Source organism: Pseudoalteromonas sp. M8 (assembly GCF_018141365.1).
In the GTDB taxonomy this organism is placed as follows: domain Bacteria; phylum Pseudomonadota; class Gammaproteobacteria; order Enterobacterales; family Alteromonadaceae; genus Pseudoalteromonas.
The window spans coordinates 3,281,622-3,297,784 of sequence record NZ_CP047240.1 but is presented as its reverse complement, the minus strand read 5'-3'; the positions used below and the strand labels follow the sequence as shown (position 1 = coordinate 3,297,784).

Here is a 16,163-nt window from a genome sequence, read left to right as displayed (position 1 = left end):
CTAGGAGAAACCATGTTAGAACGTAACATGAATATTGCAGATTTTGACCCAGAACTATTTGCAGCGATTGAAGCAGAAACTTCACGTCAAGAAGAGCACATCGAGCTTATCGCTTCTGAGAACTACTGTAGCCCACGTGTACTTGAAGCGCAGGGTTCTCAGCTAACAAACAAGTATGCTGAAGGTTACCCAGGTAAGCGTTACTACGGCGGTTGTGAGCACGTTGACGTGGTTGAGCAGCTCGCGATTGACCGTGCCAATGCGCTATTTGGTTCGACTTACGCAAACGTTCAGCCTCACGCTGGCTCACAAGCAAACGCGGCGGTATTCCAAGCGCTACTTCAGCCACATGATACCGTGCTAGGTATGAGCCTTGCTCACGGTGGTCACTTAACGCACGGTTCACACGTAAACTTCTCTGGTAAAACGTACAATGCTATTCAGTACGGTCTAAACGAAGAGACTGGTGAAATCGATTACGCGCAAGTTGAAGCGTTAGCACTTGAGCACAAGCCAAAAATGATCATCGGTGGTTTCTCTGCGTACTCAGGTATCGTTGACTGGGCTAAGTTCCGCGAAATCGCTGACAAAGTAGGCGCTTACCTACTTGTTGATATGGCGCACGTTGCAGGTCTAGTTGCCGCTGGTATTTATCCAAGCCCAGTGCCTCATGCACACGTTGTAACAACAACAACGCACAAAACGCTAGCGGGTCCTCGTGGTGGTCTTATCATCTCTGCTTGTGATGATGAAGAAATCTACAAAAAGCTAAACTCTGCCGTATTCCCTGGTGGCCAAGGTGGCCCTCTATGTCACGTTATCGCTGCAAAAGCGGTTGCGTTCAAAGAAGCACTACAGCCAGAGTTCAAGTCATACCAAGAGCAAGTGGTTAAAAATGCACAAGCTATGGTTGCGGTACTTCAGGAGCGTGGCTATAAAGTGGTTTCTGGCAAAACTGAAAACCACCTGTTCCTACTTGACCTGATTGATAAAGACATCACAGGTAAAGATGCAGATGCAGCGCTTGGCCGTGCAAATATCACAGTAAACAAAAACTCTGTACCAAACGATCCACGTTCACCGTTCGTTACTTCTGGTCTTCGTATCGGTTCTCCTGCGATCACTCGTCGTGGCTTCAAAGAAGCTGAGTCGAAAGAGCTTGCTGGCTGGATCTGTGACGTACTAGACAACATCAATGATGAGTCTGTACAGGCACAAGTGAAAGAAAAAGTAAAAGCAATTTGCGCTAAATTACCTGTTTACGCATAATTTCGCTCACAAAAAAGCAGTTTTTTGTTATGATTAAGGCCGCATTCAAGCGGCCTTTTTTGTTTTTGAGTCAACGAGAGCGTCTATGCATTGTCCATTCTGTACAGCCAAAGATACCAAAGTGATAGATTCACGTTTGGTTGCTTCCGGCCACCAAGTCCGTCGCCGTCGTGAGTGTATTTTATGCCACGAACGTTTTACTACCTTCGAGGGCGCAGAGCTCTTAATGCCGCGCGTGATAAAGCAAGATGGTACTAGAGAGCCTTTCAATGAAGATAAGTTACTCAATGGCATGCACCGAGCGCTGGAAAAGCGTCCCGTCAGCACAGAACAAATAGAAGAAGTAGTACATCAGATTAAATCTCAAATTCGTGGTACTGGCGAACGTGAAGTACCAAGCGACATGATTGGCGAATGTATTATGGAAGCCCTTAAAAAGCTCGATAAAGTGGCTTATGTGCGATTTGCTTCAGTATATCGCTCTTTCGAAGATATTCGTGAGTTTGGTGAAGAAATTGCGAGGTTGGGGGATTGAGCCAGTTCACAACGCAAGACCATGATTATATGAGCCGCGCCATCACGCTTGCAAAGCGCGGTAAATACACCACAACACCAAACCCAAACGTCGGTTGTGTGATTGTAAAAGACGGTGAAATAGTCGGCGAAGGCGCACACTTAAAAGCAGGTGAAGGCCATGCTGAAGTACATGCGCTTAAGCAAGCTGGAGCTAAAGCCGCAGGTGCAACTGCCTATGTAACGCTTGAGCCATGTAGTCACTATGGCAGAACGCCGCCGTGTGCAAAAGGTCTGATTGACGCAGGCGTCAGCAGAGTGGTTGCAGCCATGGTTGATCCCAACCCACAAGTTGCAGGGCGTGGATTGGCAATGTTAGAAGCCGCGGGAATTGCAACGGCTTCTGGTTTGTTAGAGCCACAAGCAAGGGCACTGAATACCGGATTCTTGAAGCGAATGGAGTATGGGTTGCCGTTCGTGACTTGTAAGCTAGCCGCTTCTGTTGATGGTAAAACCGCATTAAACAATGGCCAGAGCAAGTGGATTACCTCAGCGGAAGCGCGCTTAGACGTACAGCGCCACCGCGCGCAGAGCTGTGTGGTCTTGACCGGAGCCGATACAGTTATGGTAGACAACGCAAGACTCAATGTTCGTGAAGAGTTTTTGCAAGACACCGATTATCCCCAATCTGAGCTACGCCAACCGATACGTGCGATTATTGACTCACAAAATCGTCTGACACCAGATCTTGCGCTATTTAAAATTGCATCTCCAGTGATTATTTTTCGCCGTACTATTGATAATTCAGCGCAATGGCCTCATTTCGTAGAGCAAATTGTCGTGCCTGAAATCAACGGTAAGCTCGACCTAAAAGCCGTTCTCAACAAGTTGGCTGAAAAGCACTGTAATTATGTTTGGCTAGAGGCCGGTGCCACCCTTGCGGGGGTAATGCATGAACAAGGGCTAATCGATGAATATATCATCTATTTGGCACCGAAAATAATTGGCGCTGGAAAAGGGCTGTTTAACACCACACCACTGAGTGCCATGTCGCAAATACCTGAGTTAGTGTTTGGCGACGTTTGCCAAGTGGGGCCTGATCTCAAACTTATCGCGACTAAAGAGAAGTAAAATGTTTACAGGTATTATCGAAGCAACAGGAACATTAACTCAATTGCAGCTCAAGGGCGGCGATTTAATTGTTCGTGTGACCACGACATCTCTTGATATGAGTGATGTAAACTTGGGTGATAGTATTGCCACGAACGGGGTTTGCCTGACCGTAACTGAGAAGTTTCATGATGGCTTCAAAGCCGATGTTTCTAACGAAACCTTAAGTTTGACGCGTTTTGCCGAGTACAAACAAGGCCAAAAGGTAAATCTTGAAAAGGCACTGCAGCCGATTTCACGTCTAGGCGGTCATTTGGTGTCAGGCCATGTGGATGGTATTGCTGAAGTGGTTGAGATAACCGCTAATGCCAGAGCGACTGACTATTGGTTAGCTGCGCCGTCATCGCTAATGAAGTATATTCCGTATAAAGGTTCGGTTGCCATTGATGGTATCAGTTTGACGGTCAATGCCGTGGAACAAAATCGCTTTAAATTGACCATAGTGCCACACACGGCGCAAGAAACGACGATTGCAGGTTTTCAAGTTGGGTCAAAATTAAACCTAGAGGTTGACCAAATCGCCCGCTACCTCGAAAGACTAATTCAGGGTGAGCCAAGCGCTGCCAGCGAGTCCACTCTCACAACCAGTCTATTGGTGAAAGCTGGCTTTATAAAGTAGCCATAGACAAAGTAAAAATGGGAAAACTATGAGTTTAAATAGTGCTGAGGAAATCATCGCGGACATTAAAGCCGGTAAAATGGTTATTTTGATGGACGATGAAGACCGAGAAAATGAAGGTGATCTGATCATTGCAGCAGAGCACATTACACCAGATGCAATTAATTTCATGGCAACATATGGTCGCGGGTTAATCTGTTTGACCATGACACAGGAGCGCTGTGAGCAGCTGAACTTGCCACTAATGGTGAAAACCAATGGCGCTCAGTTCTCTACCAACTTTACTTTGTCTATTGAAGCTGCGAAAGGCGTAACGACAGGTATTTCAGCGGCAGATCGCGCCCGTACAGTACAAGCTGCAGTTGCCAAAGGTGCAGTACCTGAAGATATTGTACAACCAGGTCATATCTTCCCAATCATGGCGCAACCAGGCGGCGTTTTAACGCGTGCAGGCCATACTGAAGCCGGATGTGATTTAGCGCGTTTGGCGGGACTGGAGCCTGCATCTGTGATTGTTGAAATTCTCAATCCAGACGGCACTATGGCACGTCGCCCACAACTAGAAGTATTCGCAAAAGAACACGATATTAAAATCGGCACCATTGCTGATTTAATTGAGTATCGTAACTTAAACGAAACCACTATCGAAAAAGTAGCAGAGTGTAAACTGCCTACTGAGTTTGGTGAGTTTAATCTAGTGACGTACAAAGACACCATTGATAATCAACTGCATTATGCGATGGTAAAGGGCGAGATCAAATCGGAAGAAGCCAATTTAGTACGTGTGCATTTGCAAAGCACGTTTAACGATATTCTTCATTCAGATCGCAGCGCGGATAGAAGCTGGACACTGCAAAGTGCCATGAAGCACATCGCCGACAACGAAGGCGTATTAGTCATTCTTGGTAAGCAAGAACGCAGCGAAGAGATGGAAGCGCTGGTTAAGGCATTTGCTGCGGAAGATGCGGGTGAACAGGTGAACTACCGTAAATTCCAAGGTACTTCGCGCACCGTAGGTGTGGGGTCGCAAATTTTGGCTGATTTAGGCATTCAGAAAATGCGCCTAATGAGTCTACCTAAAAAATATCATGCACTGTCTGGTTTCCATTTAGAAGTGGTTGAATACGTCGAACCAAAATAATTCCAAAATGCCAAATTGATTGCAATCGCCTATATTCAGATAGTAGGCGATTGCCACATTACTGTGCTATCATGCGCCTCAATTTGGCAATTGCTCATACAGATTAGGAACATCTAATGAAAGTAATCGAAGGTAATAAATACGCTCCTGGCAAAAAATTTGCCATTGTCATTTCACGTTTTAACGATTTTATCGGTAGCAGCTTACTTGAAGGCGCTGTAGATGAATTAAAACGTACCGGTGGTGTTAGCGATGAAGACATCACGGTTGTATATGTACCCGGAGCGGTTGAACTACCACTAGCAGCAAAACGCGTTGCGATGAAAAAAGAGCACGACGCGATTATTGCGCTAGGTGTGATTATTCGTGGTGGTACACCACACTTCGATTTAGTTGCTAACGAGTCTAACAAAGGCTTAGCTAGCGTTTCATTAGATTATGACATCCCTGTTGCTTTTGGTGTACTTACTACTGAAAGCATTGAGCAAGCTATCGAGCGCGCGGGCACTAAAATGGGCAACAAAGGGGGAGAAGCCGCCCTTGGAGCTCTAGAAATGGTGAACGTGCTAGAGCAAATTTAAGAGGAATCTCAGTGAAACCAGCAGCTAGACGCAAAGCACGTGTACTTGCTTTACAAGCTATTTATTCTTGGCAGCTAAGTGGTAACCCAATTGCCGATATCGAACAGCAAATGCTGATCGAAAACGACGTAACGAAAGTCGATGTAGAATACTTCAAAGACTTAGCGCGTGGTGTTGTTGTTAACCAAAAGCAGCTAGACGAAGCAATTCGTCCGCATTTAGCTCGTCCACTTGAAGAATTGGATATGGTTGAGCTTGCCGTGTTACGTGTTAGTGCTTATGAGCTTAAATTCCGTGAAGATGTGCCATACAAAGTGGCTATCAACGAAGGTATTGAGTTAGCGAAAATGTTTGGCGCTGAAGAGAGCCACAAATTCGTTAACGGTGTACTAGACAAAGCGGTTAAGTTTATTCGCAAATAAGCTTTACTATAGGAATAGCCGGCCTTGGCCGGCTTTTTTGTGTATGAAAGAATTTGAGCTAATCAATCACTACTTTAAAGGCCGTGGCATTACTCGCCGAGATGTAGAGCTTGGGATCGGTGATGACTGCGCCTTGGTTTCAGTTCCTGCTGGCAATCAACTTGCGGTAACTACGGATACGCTAGTTGCGGGTGTGCACTTTTTTGAAGATATTCCACCTCGAGCACTAGGCCATCGGGTTATCGCTGTGAATCTTAGCGACTTAGCTGCTATGGGTGCAGAACCTACTTGGGTGTCACTTGGTTTAACGCTACCTAAGGCTGACTTGGAGTGGTTAGAAGCCTTCACTGAGGGCATGCATGAAATTGCTGAGTACTATAACGTACAAGTAATAGGTGGCGATACAACGCAAGGTCCATTGACTATCACTGTATGTGCAAAAGGTATTGTACCAACTGGTAAAGCACTCAAGCGCTCAGGAGCGCGGGTGGGTGATTGGATTTATGTAACAGGTCCACTTGGTGACGCAGGGCTTGCTATTGAAGCGCGAAAACAGGGCTGGACACTTGAGCCAAAACATTACAAAGCGGCGCTTGAAAAGTTTAACTACCCAGCACCAAGGGTTGCTGCGGGCCAAGTTCTTAGGGGTCTTGCTACCTCTGCAATTGATATCTCAGACGGTCTACTCGCGGATCTTAAGCATATTTTACGTAGCTCGTTAGTTGGCGCTAAGATAAACGCCGATAAAGTTCCTCAGTCTGATGCGCTGCGCTCAAGCCTTGATGAAGATGCACGCATGCGGCTCGCGCTCGGTTTTGGCGATGACTACGAGTTACTCTTCACGGTCAATGATAATAACAAAAATGCCGTGGAAACCAGATTGAAGCAATATGGTGTTGAGCCAGTTTGTATTGGCCAAATTACGGCTAATAATGGCGAAATTCAATTGCTCAAAAAAGGTCAACCTTACCAGCTCTCAGGGTTTGGTTTTGAGCATTTTAGCTAGGAGTTGGTTTGGCTAAGCAGTATGTATTTAATTTAAAGAAGCCGCATCAATTCTTTGCACTCGGGTTTGGTCTTGGTTTAGCGAAAAAAGCACCTGGTACTTTTGGCACCTTCGCCGCATTACCGTTTATTTTTGCAACCCAAGGCGCACCAATTTGGCTGCAATGTCTGGTTGCGATTGTCATGACGTTATTTGGGATCTGGGTGTGTGGTAAAACAGCAGACGATGTTAATGTTCATGACCACCCAGCCATTGTCTGGGATGAAGTGGCAGGTTTTTATATTACCATGATAGGGGCGGCGCTTAGCTGGCAGTCATTAATCGTTGGCTTTATTTTGTTCCGCTTTTTCGATATTTTGAAACCGGGTCCGATAAGATGGCTCGATAAACGTTTGCACGGTGGCTCGGGGATTATGCTAGATGATGTATTAGCTGGCATTTTTTCATTGATTTGCGTGCAAGCTTTGTTTAAAACTGGCATTTTAGTCTAACTGTGCTGATGTGATGGAATCGAGATGACAAGGCTATTGTTTTTCATTTTCACTTTGCTGCTACCAATTACGAGTTTTGCGGCGATAGATGATTACGTAGTTAAACAGTGGAATATCCAAAGTGGGTTACCGTCACAAAGCGTTAAGAGTGTCGTTCAAGACAATCAAGGCTACATTTGGCTCGGAACTCAGTTTGGCTTAAGTCGGTTTGATGGTCATCAATTCCAAAACTTCAACACCCAAAATACCGAGTTTTTAAATAGTAATGCCATTAATAAATTGGTGGTGGATCGATTTGGCATGCTCTGGGTTGGCACGCGTCGAGGATTGTTAAGACTCAATCCCCAAACCTTAGAAGCTCGGCGTTTCGATCTGCAGGGGCCTGTACGAGATATCTTGCAAGATGAAGATGGCGGGATCTGGATTGCTGCGAATGGTCTGTATTATGTTTCTGCGAAAAAGCTGACGTTAGCCGCCAATAACATCGAACAAAGTACGTTAGATGTGACTCAAATAAACCAAATCGTAGGTTCTGTGACTAAAATGGCGTTGGTGCCTGATGGTATTTGGCTAGTGAATGAACGTCACCTACTTAAAATCAGTGAATCAAGCAATCGCAACGGTGATGGCGTTAGGCTTGAGCTGGCGAGTAAGGTTTCACTACCTGAGCAGTTAGCGCAAACCATTATACATGACTTAGCTTGGGTCGATGGTAAGTTGTTCTTAGCATCAGAGTTGGGTGCGTATTTTCTAGATATTGACGAAGTACTACGCCGTTATCAAGATGCGGGTAACAATGCCGTATATAAGTTTCTAAATGATAAGGAAGGCGGGCTATGGGTCTCTACTTATGGTCGGCTGTTATATCGACAGAATAATGGTGTTTGGCAAGCTGTCGAGCCAATTCAGTTGGATCAAAGTATCTGGTTTGCAGATATCTTTATGGACAAAGATAATAATATCTGGCTTGCCAGTTTAAATGAAGGCTTGTGGCTGGCCCACTCAGGAAAAGTGGAGCGGCATCATATTGGTCCTAGAGTAAACCAAGCAATTTCAGCCATCACACAGGGGCCCTCTGGTCAGTTATGGGTCGCTAGTCGTGAGGGGCTTGGCATTATGGGATTGAATGATAGTTATCAACCCGTGCTAACTAGTGCGCAGTTAAATCGTTCCGTGATACACGACTTGGAGTTTATTGGCGAAAAACTCATTCTTGGGACAGACCGTGGTGCACTTATCTACGAAAATGGCACACTACAAAAATTAACTGAGCGAGAGCTCAGACAGAATCCAGTCTTTTCACTAAGCCCTTCAAACCGAGGGGGAATGTGGTTTGGTACAGGGAGAGGTTTGTATCGTCTTGATTACAAGGGGATAACGCCATTTGCCTACAACGCTTTTCTTGGTAGTCAATTTGTTACTTTTGTTGAGGATTTTCCGAGATATGGTTTTATCGGTACTAACAAAGGTGCGTATCGCTACAATGATAAAGGCATCGAAAAAATAGGCTCGCAAACTTCGTTAGATACAGCTTATATCACCAGCATATTACACTTAGATACCGTAACGACTTTGGTGGGTTCACTCAATGACGGATTATTCTATCGTACCTCAGATGGTGATTGGTATCAGCTTGATGCTTCAAATGGATTGCCTTACGGATCGATATTTTCTTTGCATTATGACAAGAGCAATCAGCTCATCTGGGTGAGCACAATGAAAGGGGTATATCGCATGCCCGTTGCGCAATTTGGTCACGTTATAGAGAGTTTGCAAGTTGAACAAGTAATAAGCCCATTCGATAGGCAGCTTGATGGCAGACCAAGCCAATGTTGTTCAGGCCTTGGGCATGATGCCGTGGTTGAAACCGAGTCAGCTATTTTTTACCCCAGCTTACAAGGCGTTGTTGAGATCCCTAAAAATGTCCAGCTTTTTGGCGGTGGGGATTTATTGCCAAGGCTAGAGTCATTGTCTACCCACGATAGAGTATTTAGTACAGAATCATTAAATCAAGTGATCCAGCTTGAAACATCGGAACGCGATTTAACTATCAATTATACAGCCATCGATTTTTATGCGCCTCATAGCATTGAGTTTAGATACAAACTAAATGGCCATGATACACAATGGCGGGATGCACAATCACGGCGTGAAGCCATTTACACCAATTTGCCTCCAGGCAACTTTACCTTTGTGTTAGAAGCTAAGCGCCAAGGACAAGATTGGGAAAAGGCTAAAGTGCTAAGCTTATCAATTGTACTACCTCGGCGCTTCGACGAAACGATTTACTTTAGATTGTTTATTACTTGTGCATTTATCTTTATGTTCTATCTGATTTTTTGGGTGTTTAGAGCACAAGAAAGAAGAAAGCAGGCCGCATTAGAGGCGTTAGTTGCAGAGCGTACAACGGAGCTTAGAAAGGCAAATGAAAAGCTAAATCAAGTTAATACACAACTTAAGCTGGTTAGTCATTCCGATGAGCTGACAGGCTTGCGAAGTCGTCGCTTTTTGTTTGATCAACTTCCTAAAGATGTTGAGCACTACCAGCGCAATGCTCAATCACTACAAGCCCAAAATAAGAGCCTAGTGCTCATGATCATGAATATCGATGACTTTAGTAAGATTAACGATTCTTATGGTCCTATTGGTGGCGACAGTTGCTTACAACAGTTAGCGACACTTTTAAATACCCGTACTCAAGGTTCAGACTATGTTGTTAGATGGAGTGGGGATGAATTCTTATTGTTATTGCGTGATTTCAGTCGAGATGACATTGAAGAGTATGTTAGTGATTTATGTAAAGCCATTGCTGAGACGGACTATCGACTTCCTAATGGAAAAACCACTAAGCTGACAGTTTCTATGGGGTGGTCTTATTACCCTCTACCACTACTCGGTGGCAAAGTGATTGGTTGGGAATCATCAGTGAATTTGGCTGATATTGCGCTGCATCAAGTTAAACAACGCGGTGGGGATGGTGCTGCAACAATTACTTTTGATGATCAGTTAGATGCTTTTGAGTTTGAACAAAGTGCGAATATAGAGTCTCAATTACAGTTATTACAAAGTAATGGGCTTGCTGAAATCAGTGTATGGATGAGGTAAAACTCATAGCAAAAAGGCTTCCAAATGGAAGCCTTTTTTAGGTTGAATGCAGACTCACGCAAGCCAAGCCTTAATTTGTTGACTGATGCCTTCGCTGTTTAAGCCCAGCTCGGCATGGATCTCAGTTTGTGAACCATGCTTAATAAACTCGTCAGGTAGACCAAGAAGTTTAATTGGTTTTTGATGGCCTTGAGCAATTAAATACTCGCTTACTGCGGAGCCTGCGCCACCGGCAATAGCATTATCTTCAAGTGTGACGAAGCGCTCGTGAGTTACAACCAACTCTTCGATAAGGGCGCAGTCTAAGGGTTTGACAAAACGCATATCTACAAGTGTGGCATTTAGCTCTTCGGCTACGGCTTGAGCGTTTTCAAGCAATGTACCAAAGCTTAAAATAGCCAGCTTTTCACCTTCTCTTACTACCTTGCCCTTACCAACTTCTATTGCGGTCATTTCCGTATCAATCTCGGCGCTTCCCGCACTACCTCTGGGGTATCTCACTGCTGCTGGCCTATCTAGGCGATGACCTGTGTAGAGCATTTGGCGGCACTCATTAAGGTCGCTTGGTGCCATGATCACCATATTCGGGATACAGCGCAAGAAACTTAAGTCGTATGCGCCTTGGTGCGTCTCACCATCCGCACCAACGACACCGGCACGGTCAATAGCGAACAACACTGGCAGATTTTGTAGTGCGACATCATGAATGAGTTGGTCGTATGCGCGTTGCAAGAAGCTAGAATAGATTGCAACCACTGGGTTGAGGTCTTCACAAGCAAAACCCGCTGCCAGTGTCACAGCATGTTGCTCAGCAATGGCAACATCAAAATATTGAGCAGGGTACTCTTTAGAAAAGCGTACCATGCCCGAGCCTTCACGCATTGCTGGTGTGATTGCCATGAGCTTATTATCTTGTGCAGCCATATCGCAAAGCCAATCTCCAAACACCTTTGAAAAGGTTGGTGCACTAGGTTTTGATTTGGGTAAGCTATGGACGCTTGGATCGAACTTAGGCACGGCATGATAACCAATAGGATCTGCTTCTGCAGGTTTATAACCTTTCCCTTTTTGGGTTTTAACGTGTAATAGTTGAGGGCCTTTTAGGTTACGCATATTACGCAGCGTATCTACCAAAGTATCTACGTTATGTCCGTCAATTGGGCCAATATAGTTAAAGCCTAGCTCTTCAAAGAAAGTACCAGGGATTATCATCCCCTTTAAATGCTCTTCCATACGGCCTGCAAGCTCTTTTACCGGCGGCACACCAGACAGCAGTTTTTTGCTGCCTTCTCGAATATTGGTGTAAAAGCTACCAGAGAGGATCTTCGCGAAATGATTGGTGAGTGCGCCAACGTTTTCAGAGATAGACATTTCGTTGTCGTTTAGGATCACTAACATATCTGGATTGATGTCGCCTGCGTGATTCATGGCTTCAAACGCCATGCCCGCGGTCATTGCACCATCACCAATAACGGCGACGGTCTTACGTCCAATCCCTTCTTTTTCAGCTGCGATAGCCATACCAAGTGCCGCTGATATAGAAGTGCTTGAGTGGCCAACACTAAACGTATCGTATTCGCTTTCTTCTCTATAAGGGAAAGGGTGCAGGCCATCTTTCTGGCGGATCGTATGCATCCTATCTCTTCTACCTGTAAGTAGTTTGTGCGGATAGGCTTGATGACCTACATCCCAAACGAGCCTATCGCTTGGTGTGTTATACACATAGTGTAAAGCTACAGTAAGCTCTACAGTGCCTAAACCAGATGCAAAGTGACCGCTGCTTTGAGAGACTGAGTTCAGCAAATACTCGCGAAGCTCATCACTAAAGGCGGTTAACTTGTGCTGGGGTAATTGACGGAGTTGACTTGGCTCGTCAATTAACGCGAGTAAGGGATACTTGCTACTATCAAGTTTCATGGTATTTATCAGAGTCCTAAGTGAATCTCAGCGCAATTACTCACGTGGTCCACTTCATAATTATTAAAATTCTTCACTAACTTGTCATAATATTATGTTAGCCAGCGTTTACAAAGTTCTTGTGAATATTTTCTTAGCTTGGCGTAGCTATTTTATACGTCAGCTTAATATTCTCGATCTATGATGTATTTTGCTAAATCTGCAAGTATTTCTGTATTACCGTTGATACGTGTAAGCGCTTCTAAAGCTTCATCTATCAAATGTTCAGCTTTTTCTTTTGCTTGTTCTAACCCCAATAATGCTGGATAGGTAGATTTATTATGTTCTAAATCAGAGCCTTGAGGTTTACCAAGCACAAATGTGTCACCTTCTACATCAAGAATGTCATCTCTGACTTGAAATGCAAGGCCAATTGCACGTCCATAAGTACGTATCGCATCACGTGCTTGCTCTGAAACACGTTCCGGATCGCTACATAAGATCCCAAGTTCTACTGCACAGCTTAGTAGTGCACCTGTTTTTAGCTTATGAATACGTTCGAGCTCATCTATCGTAATTAAACGATTGGTTGCTGCTATATCGAGTGCTTGACCGCCTATCATACCTTGTAGACCCGATGCCTTGGCTAGCACTGAAATCATTTTTATTTGGGCATGGTGGCTTACCGCGAATGAATGTTCACTTAGCAGTTCAAATGCCAGCGTTTGCAGAGCGTCACCAGCTAAAATCGCGGTCGCCTCATCGAATTGGATGTGGCAAGTTGGACGGCCGCGTCTGAGATCATCATCATCCATAGCAGGTAAATCGTCGTGCACCAAAGAGTAGCTATGCACACACTCTATTGCGGCTGCAGCTTTGTCTAAATCTTCTGGAGCAGCACCAAATAATTCACCAGTACAATACACTAAAAACGGTCGCAAGCGCTTGCCGCCGTTTTCTATACTATAGCGTGTAGCCGCTTTTATATTCTCTTCAGTTTCAAGCACACTATCAAAATAGTGTAAAATGGTGTTTTCTACACGAGTTTTAGCAAACTGGAGCTTTTCTTGTAATTTTTTCGACATTAGGCTTCGTTATCAAATGGCTGTAATTGTGCTTGTTCATCCTCGCCCATTAAAATAGCGACTTGTTGTTCAGCTTGCTGAAGTTTCTGATTTGAAGCTTTTGCGAGTTTTATCCCGCGTTCAAACTGTTTAAGTGCTTGATCTAAAGGTAAGCTACCGTTTTCCATGTCTGCAACGATTTGCTCCAGTTCTTGCATGGCTTCTTCAAAGCTCAAGTTGTCTGGTTTTTTTACTGCCATATGTCACGCTGACCCGTAAAGTAAAAGTGTGGCAATTTTAGGGTGATTGTGCGCCAAGGTCAAAAAAACCAGTGACTTTTTGATCTGACCGAGTATCAGCATTACAAGATCTGCTATAAACTCGCATTTTAAACACTTTTTAATATAATAGTGTTAAGTTGTAGAAAAACTTGCCGATAACTCAAACAACAATAACTGCGTGATTTATCACAAATAACTTCCCCGGAGGACATGTGGATTTAGCAACGGTAATAGGGATCCTGGGTGCCATAGGTTTAATTGTAATGTCCATGGTACTAAGTAGTGATGGCCAGATCGCTATGTTCTATAACACGCCTTCCGTCGTTATCGTATTTGGTGGTTCAATTTTTATCGTATTGTCTAACTTTACGCTTGGACAGTTTTTCGGAATTGGAAAAGTGGCCGGGAAGGCCTTCATGTTCAAGATTGAAACTCCGGAAGAGCTGATTGAAAAAGCCGTTGAGCTTGCTGATTCAGCTCGCAAAGGTGGTTTTTTAGCGTTAGAAGAAGCCGAAATCCCCAACCAGTTTATGCGTAAAGGTGTCGATATGTTAGTCGATGGGCATGATGCTGATGTTGTGCGTGCCACATTGCAAAAAGATATTGCCCTAACGTCCTCAAGACACGAGTTAGGCGCTGGCTTATTTAAGTCCCTCGCCGATATCGCTCCTGCTATGGGGATGATTGGAACGCTCATCGGCCTAGTAGCGATGTTATCTAACATGGACGATCCAAAAGCAATTGGACCTGCTATGGCTGTTGCACTTTTGACAACTTTATACGGTGCGTTTTTGGCTAACGTGGTTGCGATCCCAATTCAGGTTAAGCTTGAACTTCGTAAAGATGAAGAAGAGCGAAACCAGCGCCTTATCTTAGATGCAATCTTAGGCATTCAAGATGGCCAAAATCCAAAAGTCATTGAAGGTATCTTGAAAAACTATCTGCCAGAATCTAAACGTGGCGCTGAGGCTGAGGAATAATCATGTCAGATGAGAAAGAATGTAAATGTCCCCCCCCAGGTCTTCCTGCCTGGATGGGAACGTTTGCTGATCTCATGTCGTTGTTAATGTGCTTCTTCGTACTGCTATTGGCATTCTCCGAAATGGATGTACTGAAGTTTAAGCAAATTGCAGGATCGATGAAGTTTGCTTTTGGTGTGCAAAATAAAATTGAAGTAAAAGATATTCCTAAAGGTACCAGCGTGATTGCGATGGAATTTACTCCAGGAAAGCCAGAACCAACACCGATTGAAACGATTCAACAGCAAACCGTAGAAATGACGCAGCAAATGCTAGAGTTCCAAGCTGGTGACGAGGCTTCGGCGGGTGGCAGACAGGAGCAACGAGGCAATAAGCGTGGTGGTGAGTCTGCCAGTACTGCACAGGAAATGGCGTCAACCCAAGCAGTTGCTTCTGCGGACCAAGAGCAAGTAAACGAGCTCGTTAAAAAGATTGCACAGCAGCTAGAAAAGCAAATTATGGATGGTGCAATTGAACTCGAGTCATTAGGGCAGCAAATTATTATTCGCATCCAAGAAAATGGTTCTTTTCCTGCGGGAAGTGCGTTTCTACAACCTAAATTTGAACCTGTGATTGCCGAAATTGCAGAGCTGCTCAAAGATGTACCTGGTGAAATTACAGTGTCGGGTCACACTGATGACTTTAGAGTGACTAACGAACTTTATTCGAATAACTGGGATTTATCGGCAACTAGAGCGGTAGCCGTTGCGACTGTAATGGAGCGTGTCCGTGGCTTTGATAAGAACAGAATGGTTGTAGTTGGTCATGCAGACACTAGACCTTTAGTACCTAATGACAGCGATGCAGATAGGCGCCGAAACCGGCGTGTCGAAATCTCGATTTTACAGGGTAAAGCGAAAGAATCAGACCCTATTGAAGTTAGGAAAAATTAGTTACAGTTTGTTGCCAAATTACAGGGAATTCGCTATTGTTCCGTTTGGTTCTACTTAAAGGAGAAATAGAATGATTTCAATAAAAAAGCCCCAAAATTATAGATTGCCAGGTGGTAACGGCGATGGTGGTGACGCCGATGATGGTTCTGTAGAAAAGAAGCCAGAGTAGCGTTTAGCTATGTTAGAAGCTTGGGAACCTATTCGTATATTTTTTGCACATAACAGTGTGTGGATTGCTTTGCTTTCTGTTTTTCTTTGCTTTGTGTTAAAAGATAAAAAGGCGCTTAGATATTCACTACTTGTTGCGATTTTTTATATTGTGGGTACGTTCTCGAGCGACTTTGTTCGCTCTATTGATGAGCACCAAGTCATCCGTTACGTATACTGGGCCTTGAATGACATCCTATTTATGGGGATTGTTGCGTATTGGGCTGTAAAAGATAAAATGTATATGTGGCAGAGTATATTAGCCCAGCTCGTTGTTTTACCCGCGCCTATTTTACAACTGTTTAGATTAACTGATTACCATTTAATGGATTTGAGTTATTCGACTTATTTATACGCAACTATCATACCCATCACCAATGTGGTGACTTTGTGTTTGGCTTTTGCTCCAATAATTATGTTTTGGAAGCTTCATTACATTAGCGATGATATGGAAAAAGCAGGAGCTAGCCGATAGTGTTCGGCCAG

General features: G+C 44.3%; 16 protein-coding genes. 13 read left to right on the top strand and 3 right to left on the bottom strand.

Annotated features, from left to right (window positions below):
- The first annotated feature begins 12 nt into the window (after positions 1 to 12).
- From glyA to GSF13_RS19650, 10 genes are all read left to right on the top strand, one after another.
- Entirely contained in the window at positions 13 to 1,269 is a 1,257-nt protein-coding gene (gene glyA / locus GSF13_RS19695) for a serine hydroxymethyltransferase (protein WP_010372111.1), read from the top strand.
- A gap of 85 nt (positions 1,270 to 1,354) precedes the next feature.
- Positions 1,355 to 1,804, top strand: coding sequence for a transcriptional regulator NrdR (gene nrdR, locus GSF13_RS19690; protein WP_010372109.1), 450 nt, complete (start codon positions 1,355 to 1,357; stop codon positions 1,802 to 1,804).
- Positions 1,801 to 2,913, top strand: a complete 1,113-nt coding sequence (ribD, locus tag GSF13_RS19685) for a bifunctional diaminohydroxyphosphoribosylaminopyrimidine deaminase/5-amino-6-(5-phosphoribosylamino)uracil reductase RibD (RefSeq protein WP_211866787.1) — start codon at positions 1,801 to 1,803, stop codon at positions 2,911 to 2,913. The genes nrdR and ribD overlap by 4 nt, the downstream gene beginning before the upstream one ends.
- A 1-nt stretch (position 2,914) precedes the next feature.
- Entirely contained in the window at positions 2,915 to 3,571 is a 657-nt protein-coding gene (locus tag GSF13_RS19680) for a riboflavin synthase (protein WP_211866785.1), read from the top strand.
- A gap of 28 nt (positions 3,572 to 3,599) precedes the next feature.
- Positions 3,600 to 4,712: a bifunctional 3,4-dihydroxy-2-butanone-4-phosphate synthase/GTP cyclohydrolase II gene (ribBA, locus tag GSF13_RS19675; RefSeq protein WP_010606133.1), complete on the top strand. Its 1,113-nt coding sequence runs from the start codon at positions 3,600 to 3,602 to the stop codon at positions 4,710 to 4,712.
- 116 nt (positions 4,713 to 4,828) lie between these two features.
- Positions 4,829 to 5,293 carry a 6,7-dimethyl-8-ribityllumazine synthase gene (gene ribE, locus GSF13_RS19670; protein WP_010372096.1) on the top strand — a complete coding sequence of 155 codons (465 nt, stop codon included), beginning with the start codon at positions 4,829 to 4,831 and terminating at the stop codon, positions 5,291 to 5,293.
- Positions 5,294 to 5,304: 11 nt separating this feature from the next.
- Positions 5,305 to 5,715: a transcription antitermination factor NusB gene (nusB, locus tag GSF13_RS19665; protein ID WP_010372094.1), complete on the top strand. Its 411-nt coding sequence runs from the start codon at positions 5,305 to 5,307 to the stop codon at positions 5,713 to 5,715.
- Positions 5,716 to 5,758: 43 nt separating this feature from the next.
- Positions 5,759 to 6,721: a thiamine-phosphate kinase gene (gene thiL / locus GSF13_RS19660; RefSeq protein WP_010606134.1), complete on the top strand. Its 963-nt coding sequence runs from the start codon at positions 5,759 to 5,761 to the stop codon at positions 6,719 to 6,721.
- 8 nt (positions 6,722 to 6,729) lie between these two features.
- Positions 6,730 to 7,212, top strand: coding sequence for a phosphatidylglycerophosphatase A (locus GSF13_RS19655; RefSeq protein ID WP_010606135.1), 483 nt, complete (start codon positions 6,730 to 6,732; stop codon positions 7,210 to 7,212).
- Positions 7,213 to 7,236: 24 nt separating this feature from the next.
- A complete protein-coding gene (locus GSF13_RS19650) occupies positions 7,237 to 10,317 on the top strand; it encodes a ligand-binding sensor domain-containing diguanylate cyclase (RefSeq protein ID WP_010606136.1) in 3,081 nt (1,026 codons plus the stop codon).
- 54 nt (positions 10,318 to 10,371) lie between these two features.
- On the opposite strand, the gene dxs is transcribed toward GSF13_RS19650, so the two are convergent.
- The 3 genes from dxs to xseB all read right to left on the bottom strand — a co-directional run bounded on the left by dxs (position 10,372) and on the right by xseB (position 13,537).
- Positions 10,372 to 12,234: a 1-deoxy-D-xylulose-5-phosphate synthase gene (dxs, locus tag GSF13_RS19645; RefSeq protein WP_102057344.1), complete on the bottom strand. Its 1,863-nt coding sequence runs from the start codon at positions 12,232 to 12,234 to the stop codon at positions 10,372 to 10,374.
- Positions 12,235 to 12,398: 164 nt separating this feature from the next.
- Positions 12,399 to 13,298, bottom strand: coding sequence for a (2E,6E)-farnesyl diphosphate synthase (gene ispA / locus GSF13_RS19640; protein ID WP_174169864.1), 900 nt, complete (start codon positions 13,296 to 13,298; stop codon positions 12,399 to 12,401).
- Complete coding sequence (xseB, locus tag GSF13_RS19635) at positions 13,298 to 13,537, bottom strand: exodeoxyribonuclease VII small subunit (protein ID WP_010606139.1); 240 nt, start codon at positions 13,535 to 13,537, stop codon at positions 13,298 to 13,300. The genes ispA and xseB overlap by 1 nt, the downstream gene beginning before the upstream one ends.
- 233 nt (positions 13,538 to 13,770) lie before the next feature.
- Between xseB and pomA the strand changes: the two genes are divergently transcribed.
- The 3 genes from pomA (at position 13,771) to GSF13_RS19620 (ending at position 16,152) form a co-directional block, all read left to right on the top strand.
- Positions 13,771 to 14,538 carry a flagellar motor protein PomA gene (gene pomA, locus GSF13_RS19630; protein ID WP_010606140.1) on the top strand — a complete coding sequence of 256 codons (768 nt, stop codon included), beginning with the start codon at positions 13,771 to 13,773 and terminating at the stop codon, positions 14,536 to 14,538.
- A gap of 2 nt (positions 14,539 to 14,540) precedes the next feature.
- Positions 14,541 to 15,470 (top strand): flagellar motor protein MotB, encoded by a 930-nt coding sequence (locus tag GSF13_RS19625; protein WP_174169865.1) that lies wholly within the window; start codon positions 14,541 to 14,543, stop codon positions 15,468 to 15,470.
- A 178-nt stretch (positions 15,471 to 15,648) separates the two neighbouring features.
- Positions 15,649 to 16,152: a hypothetical protein gene (locus GSF13_RS19620; RefSeq protein WP_147389350.1), complete on the top strand. Its 504-nt coding sequence runs from the start codon at positions 15,649 to 15,651 to the stop codon at positions 16,150 to 16,152.
- Positions 16,153 to 16,163: the final 11 nt, after the last annotated feature.

Excerpts from the sequence above, each read along its gene's own strand:
- glyA (WP_010372111.1), top strand. The coding sequence starts at position 13 with ATGTTAGAACGTAACATGAATATTGCAGATTTTGACCCAGAACTATTT.
- nrdR (WP_010372109.1), top strand. The coding sequence starts at position 1,355 with ATGCATTGTCCATTCTGTACAGCCAAAGATACCAAAGTGATAGATTCA.
- GSF13_RS19680 (WP_211866785.1), top strand. The coding sequence starts at position 2,915 with ATGTTTACAGGTATTATCGAAGCAACAGGAACATTAACTCAATTGCAG.
- ribBA (WP_010606133.1), top strand. The coding sequence starts at position 3,600 with ATGAGTTTAAATAGTGCTGAGGAAATCATCGCGGACATTAAAGCCGGT.
- ribE (WP_010372096.1), top strand. The coding sequence starts at position 4,829 with ATGAAAGTAATCGAAGGTAATAAATACGCTCCTGGCAAAAAATTTGCC.
- thiL (WP_010606134.1), top strand. The coding sequence starts at position 5,759 with ATGAAAGAATTTGAGCTAATCAATCACTACTTTAAAGGCCGTGGCATT.
- GSF13_RS19650 (WP_010606136.1), top strand. The coding sequence starts at position 7,237 with ATGACAAGGCTATTGTTTTTCATTTTCACTTTGCTGCTACCAATTACG.
- dxs (WP_102057344.1), bottom strand. The coding sequence starts at position 12,234 with ATGAAACTTGATAGTAGCAAGTATCCCTTACTCGCGTTAATTGACGAG.
- ispA (WP_174169864.1), bottom strand. The coding sequence starts at position 13,298 with ATGTCGAAAAAATTACAAGAAAAGCTCCAGTTTGCTAAAACTCGTGTA.
- xseB (WP_010606139.1), bottom strand. The coding sequence starts at position 13,537 with ATGGCAGTAAAAAAACCAGACAACTTGAGCTTTGAAGAAGCCATGCAA.
- GSF13_RS19625 (WP_174169865.1), top strand. The coding sequence starts at position 14,541 with ATGTCAGATGAGAAAGAATGTAAATGTCCCCCCCCAGGTCTTCCTGCC.
- GSF13_RS19620 (WP_147389350.1), top strand. The coding sequence starts at position 15,649 with ATGTTAGAAGCTTGGGAACCTATTCGTATATTTTTTGCACATAACAGT.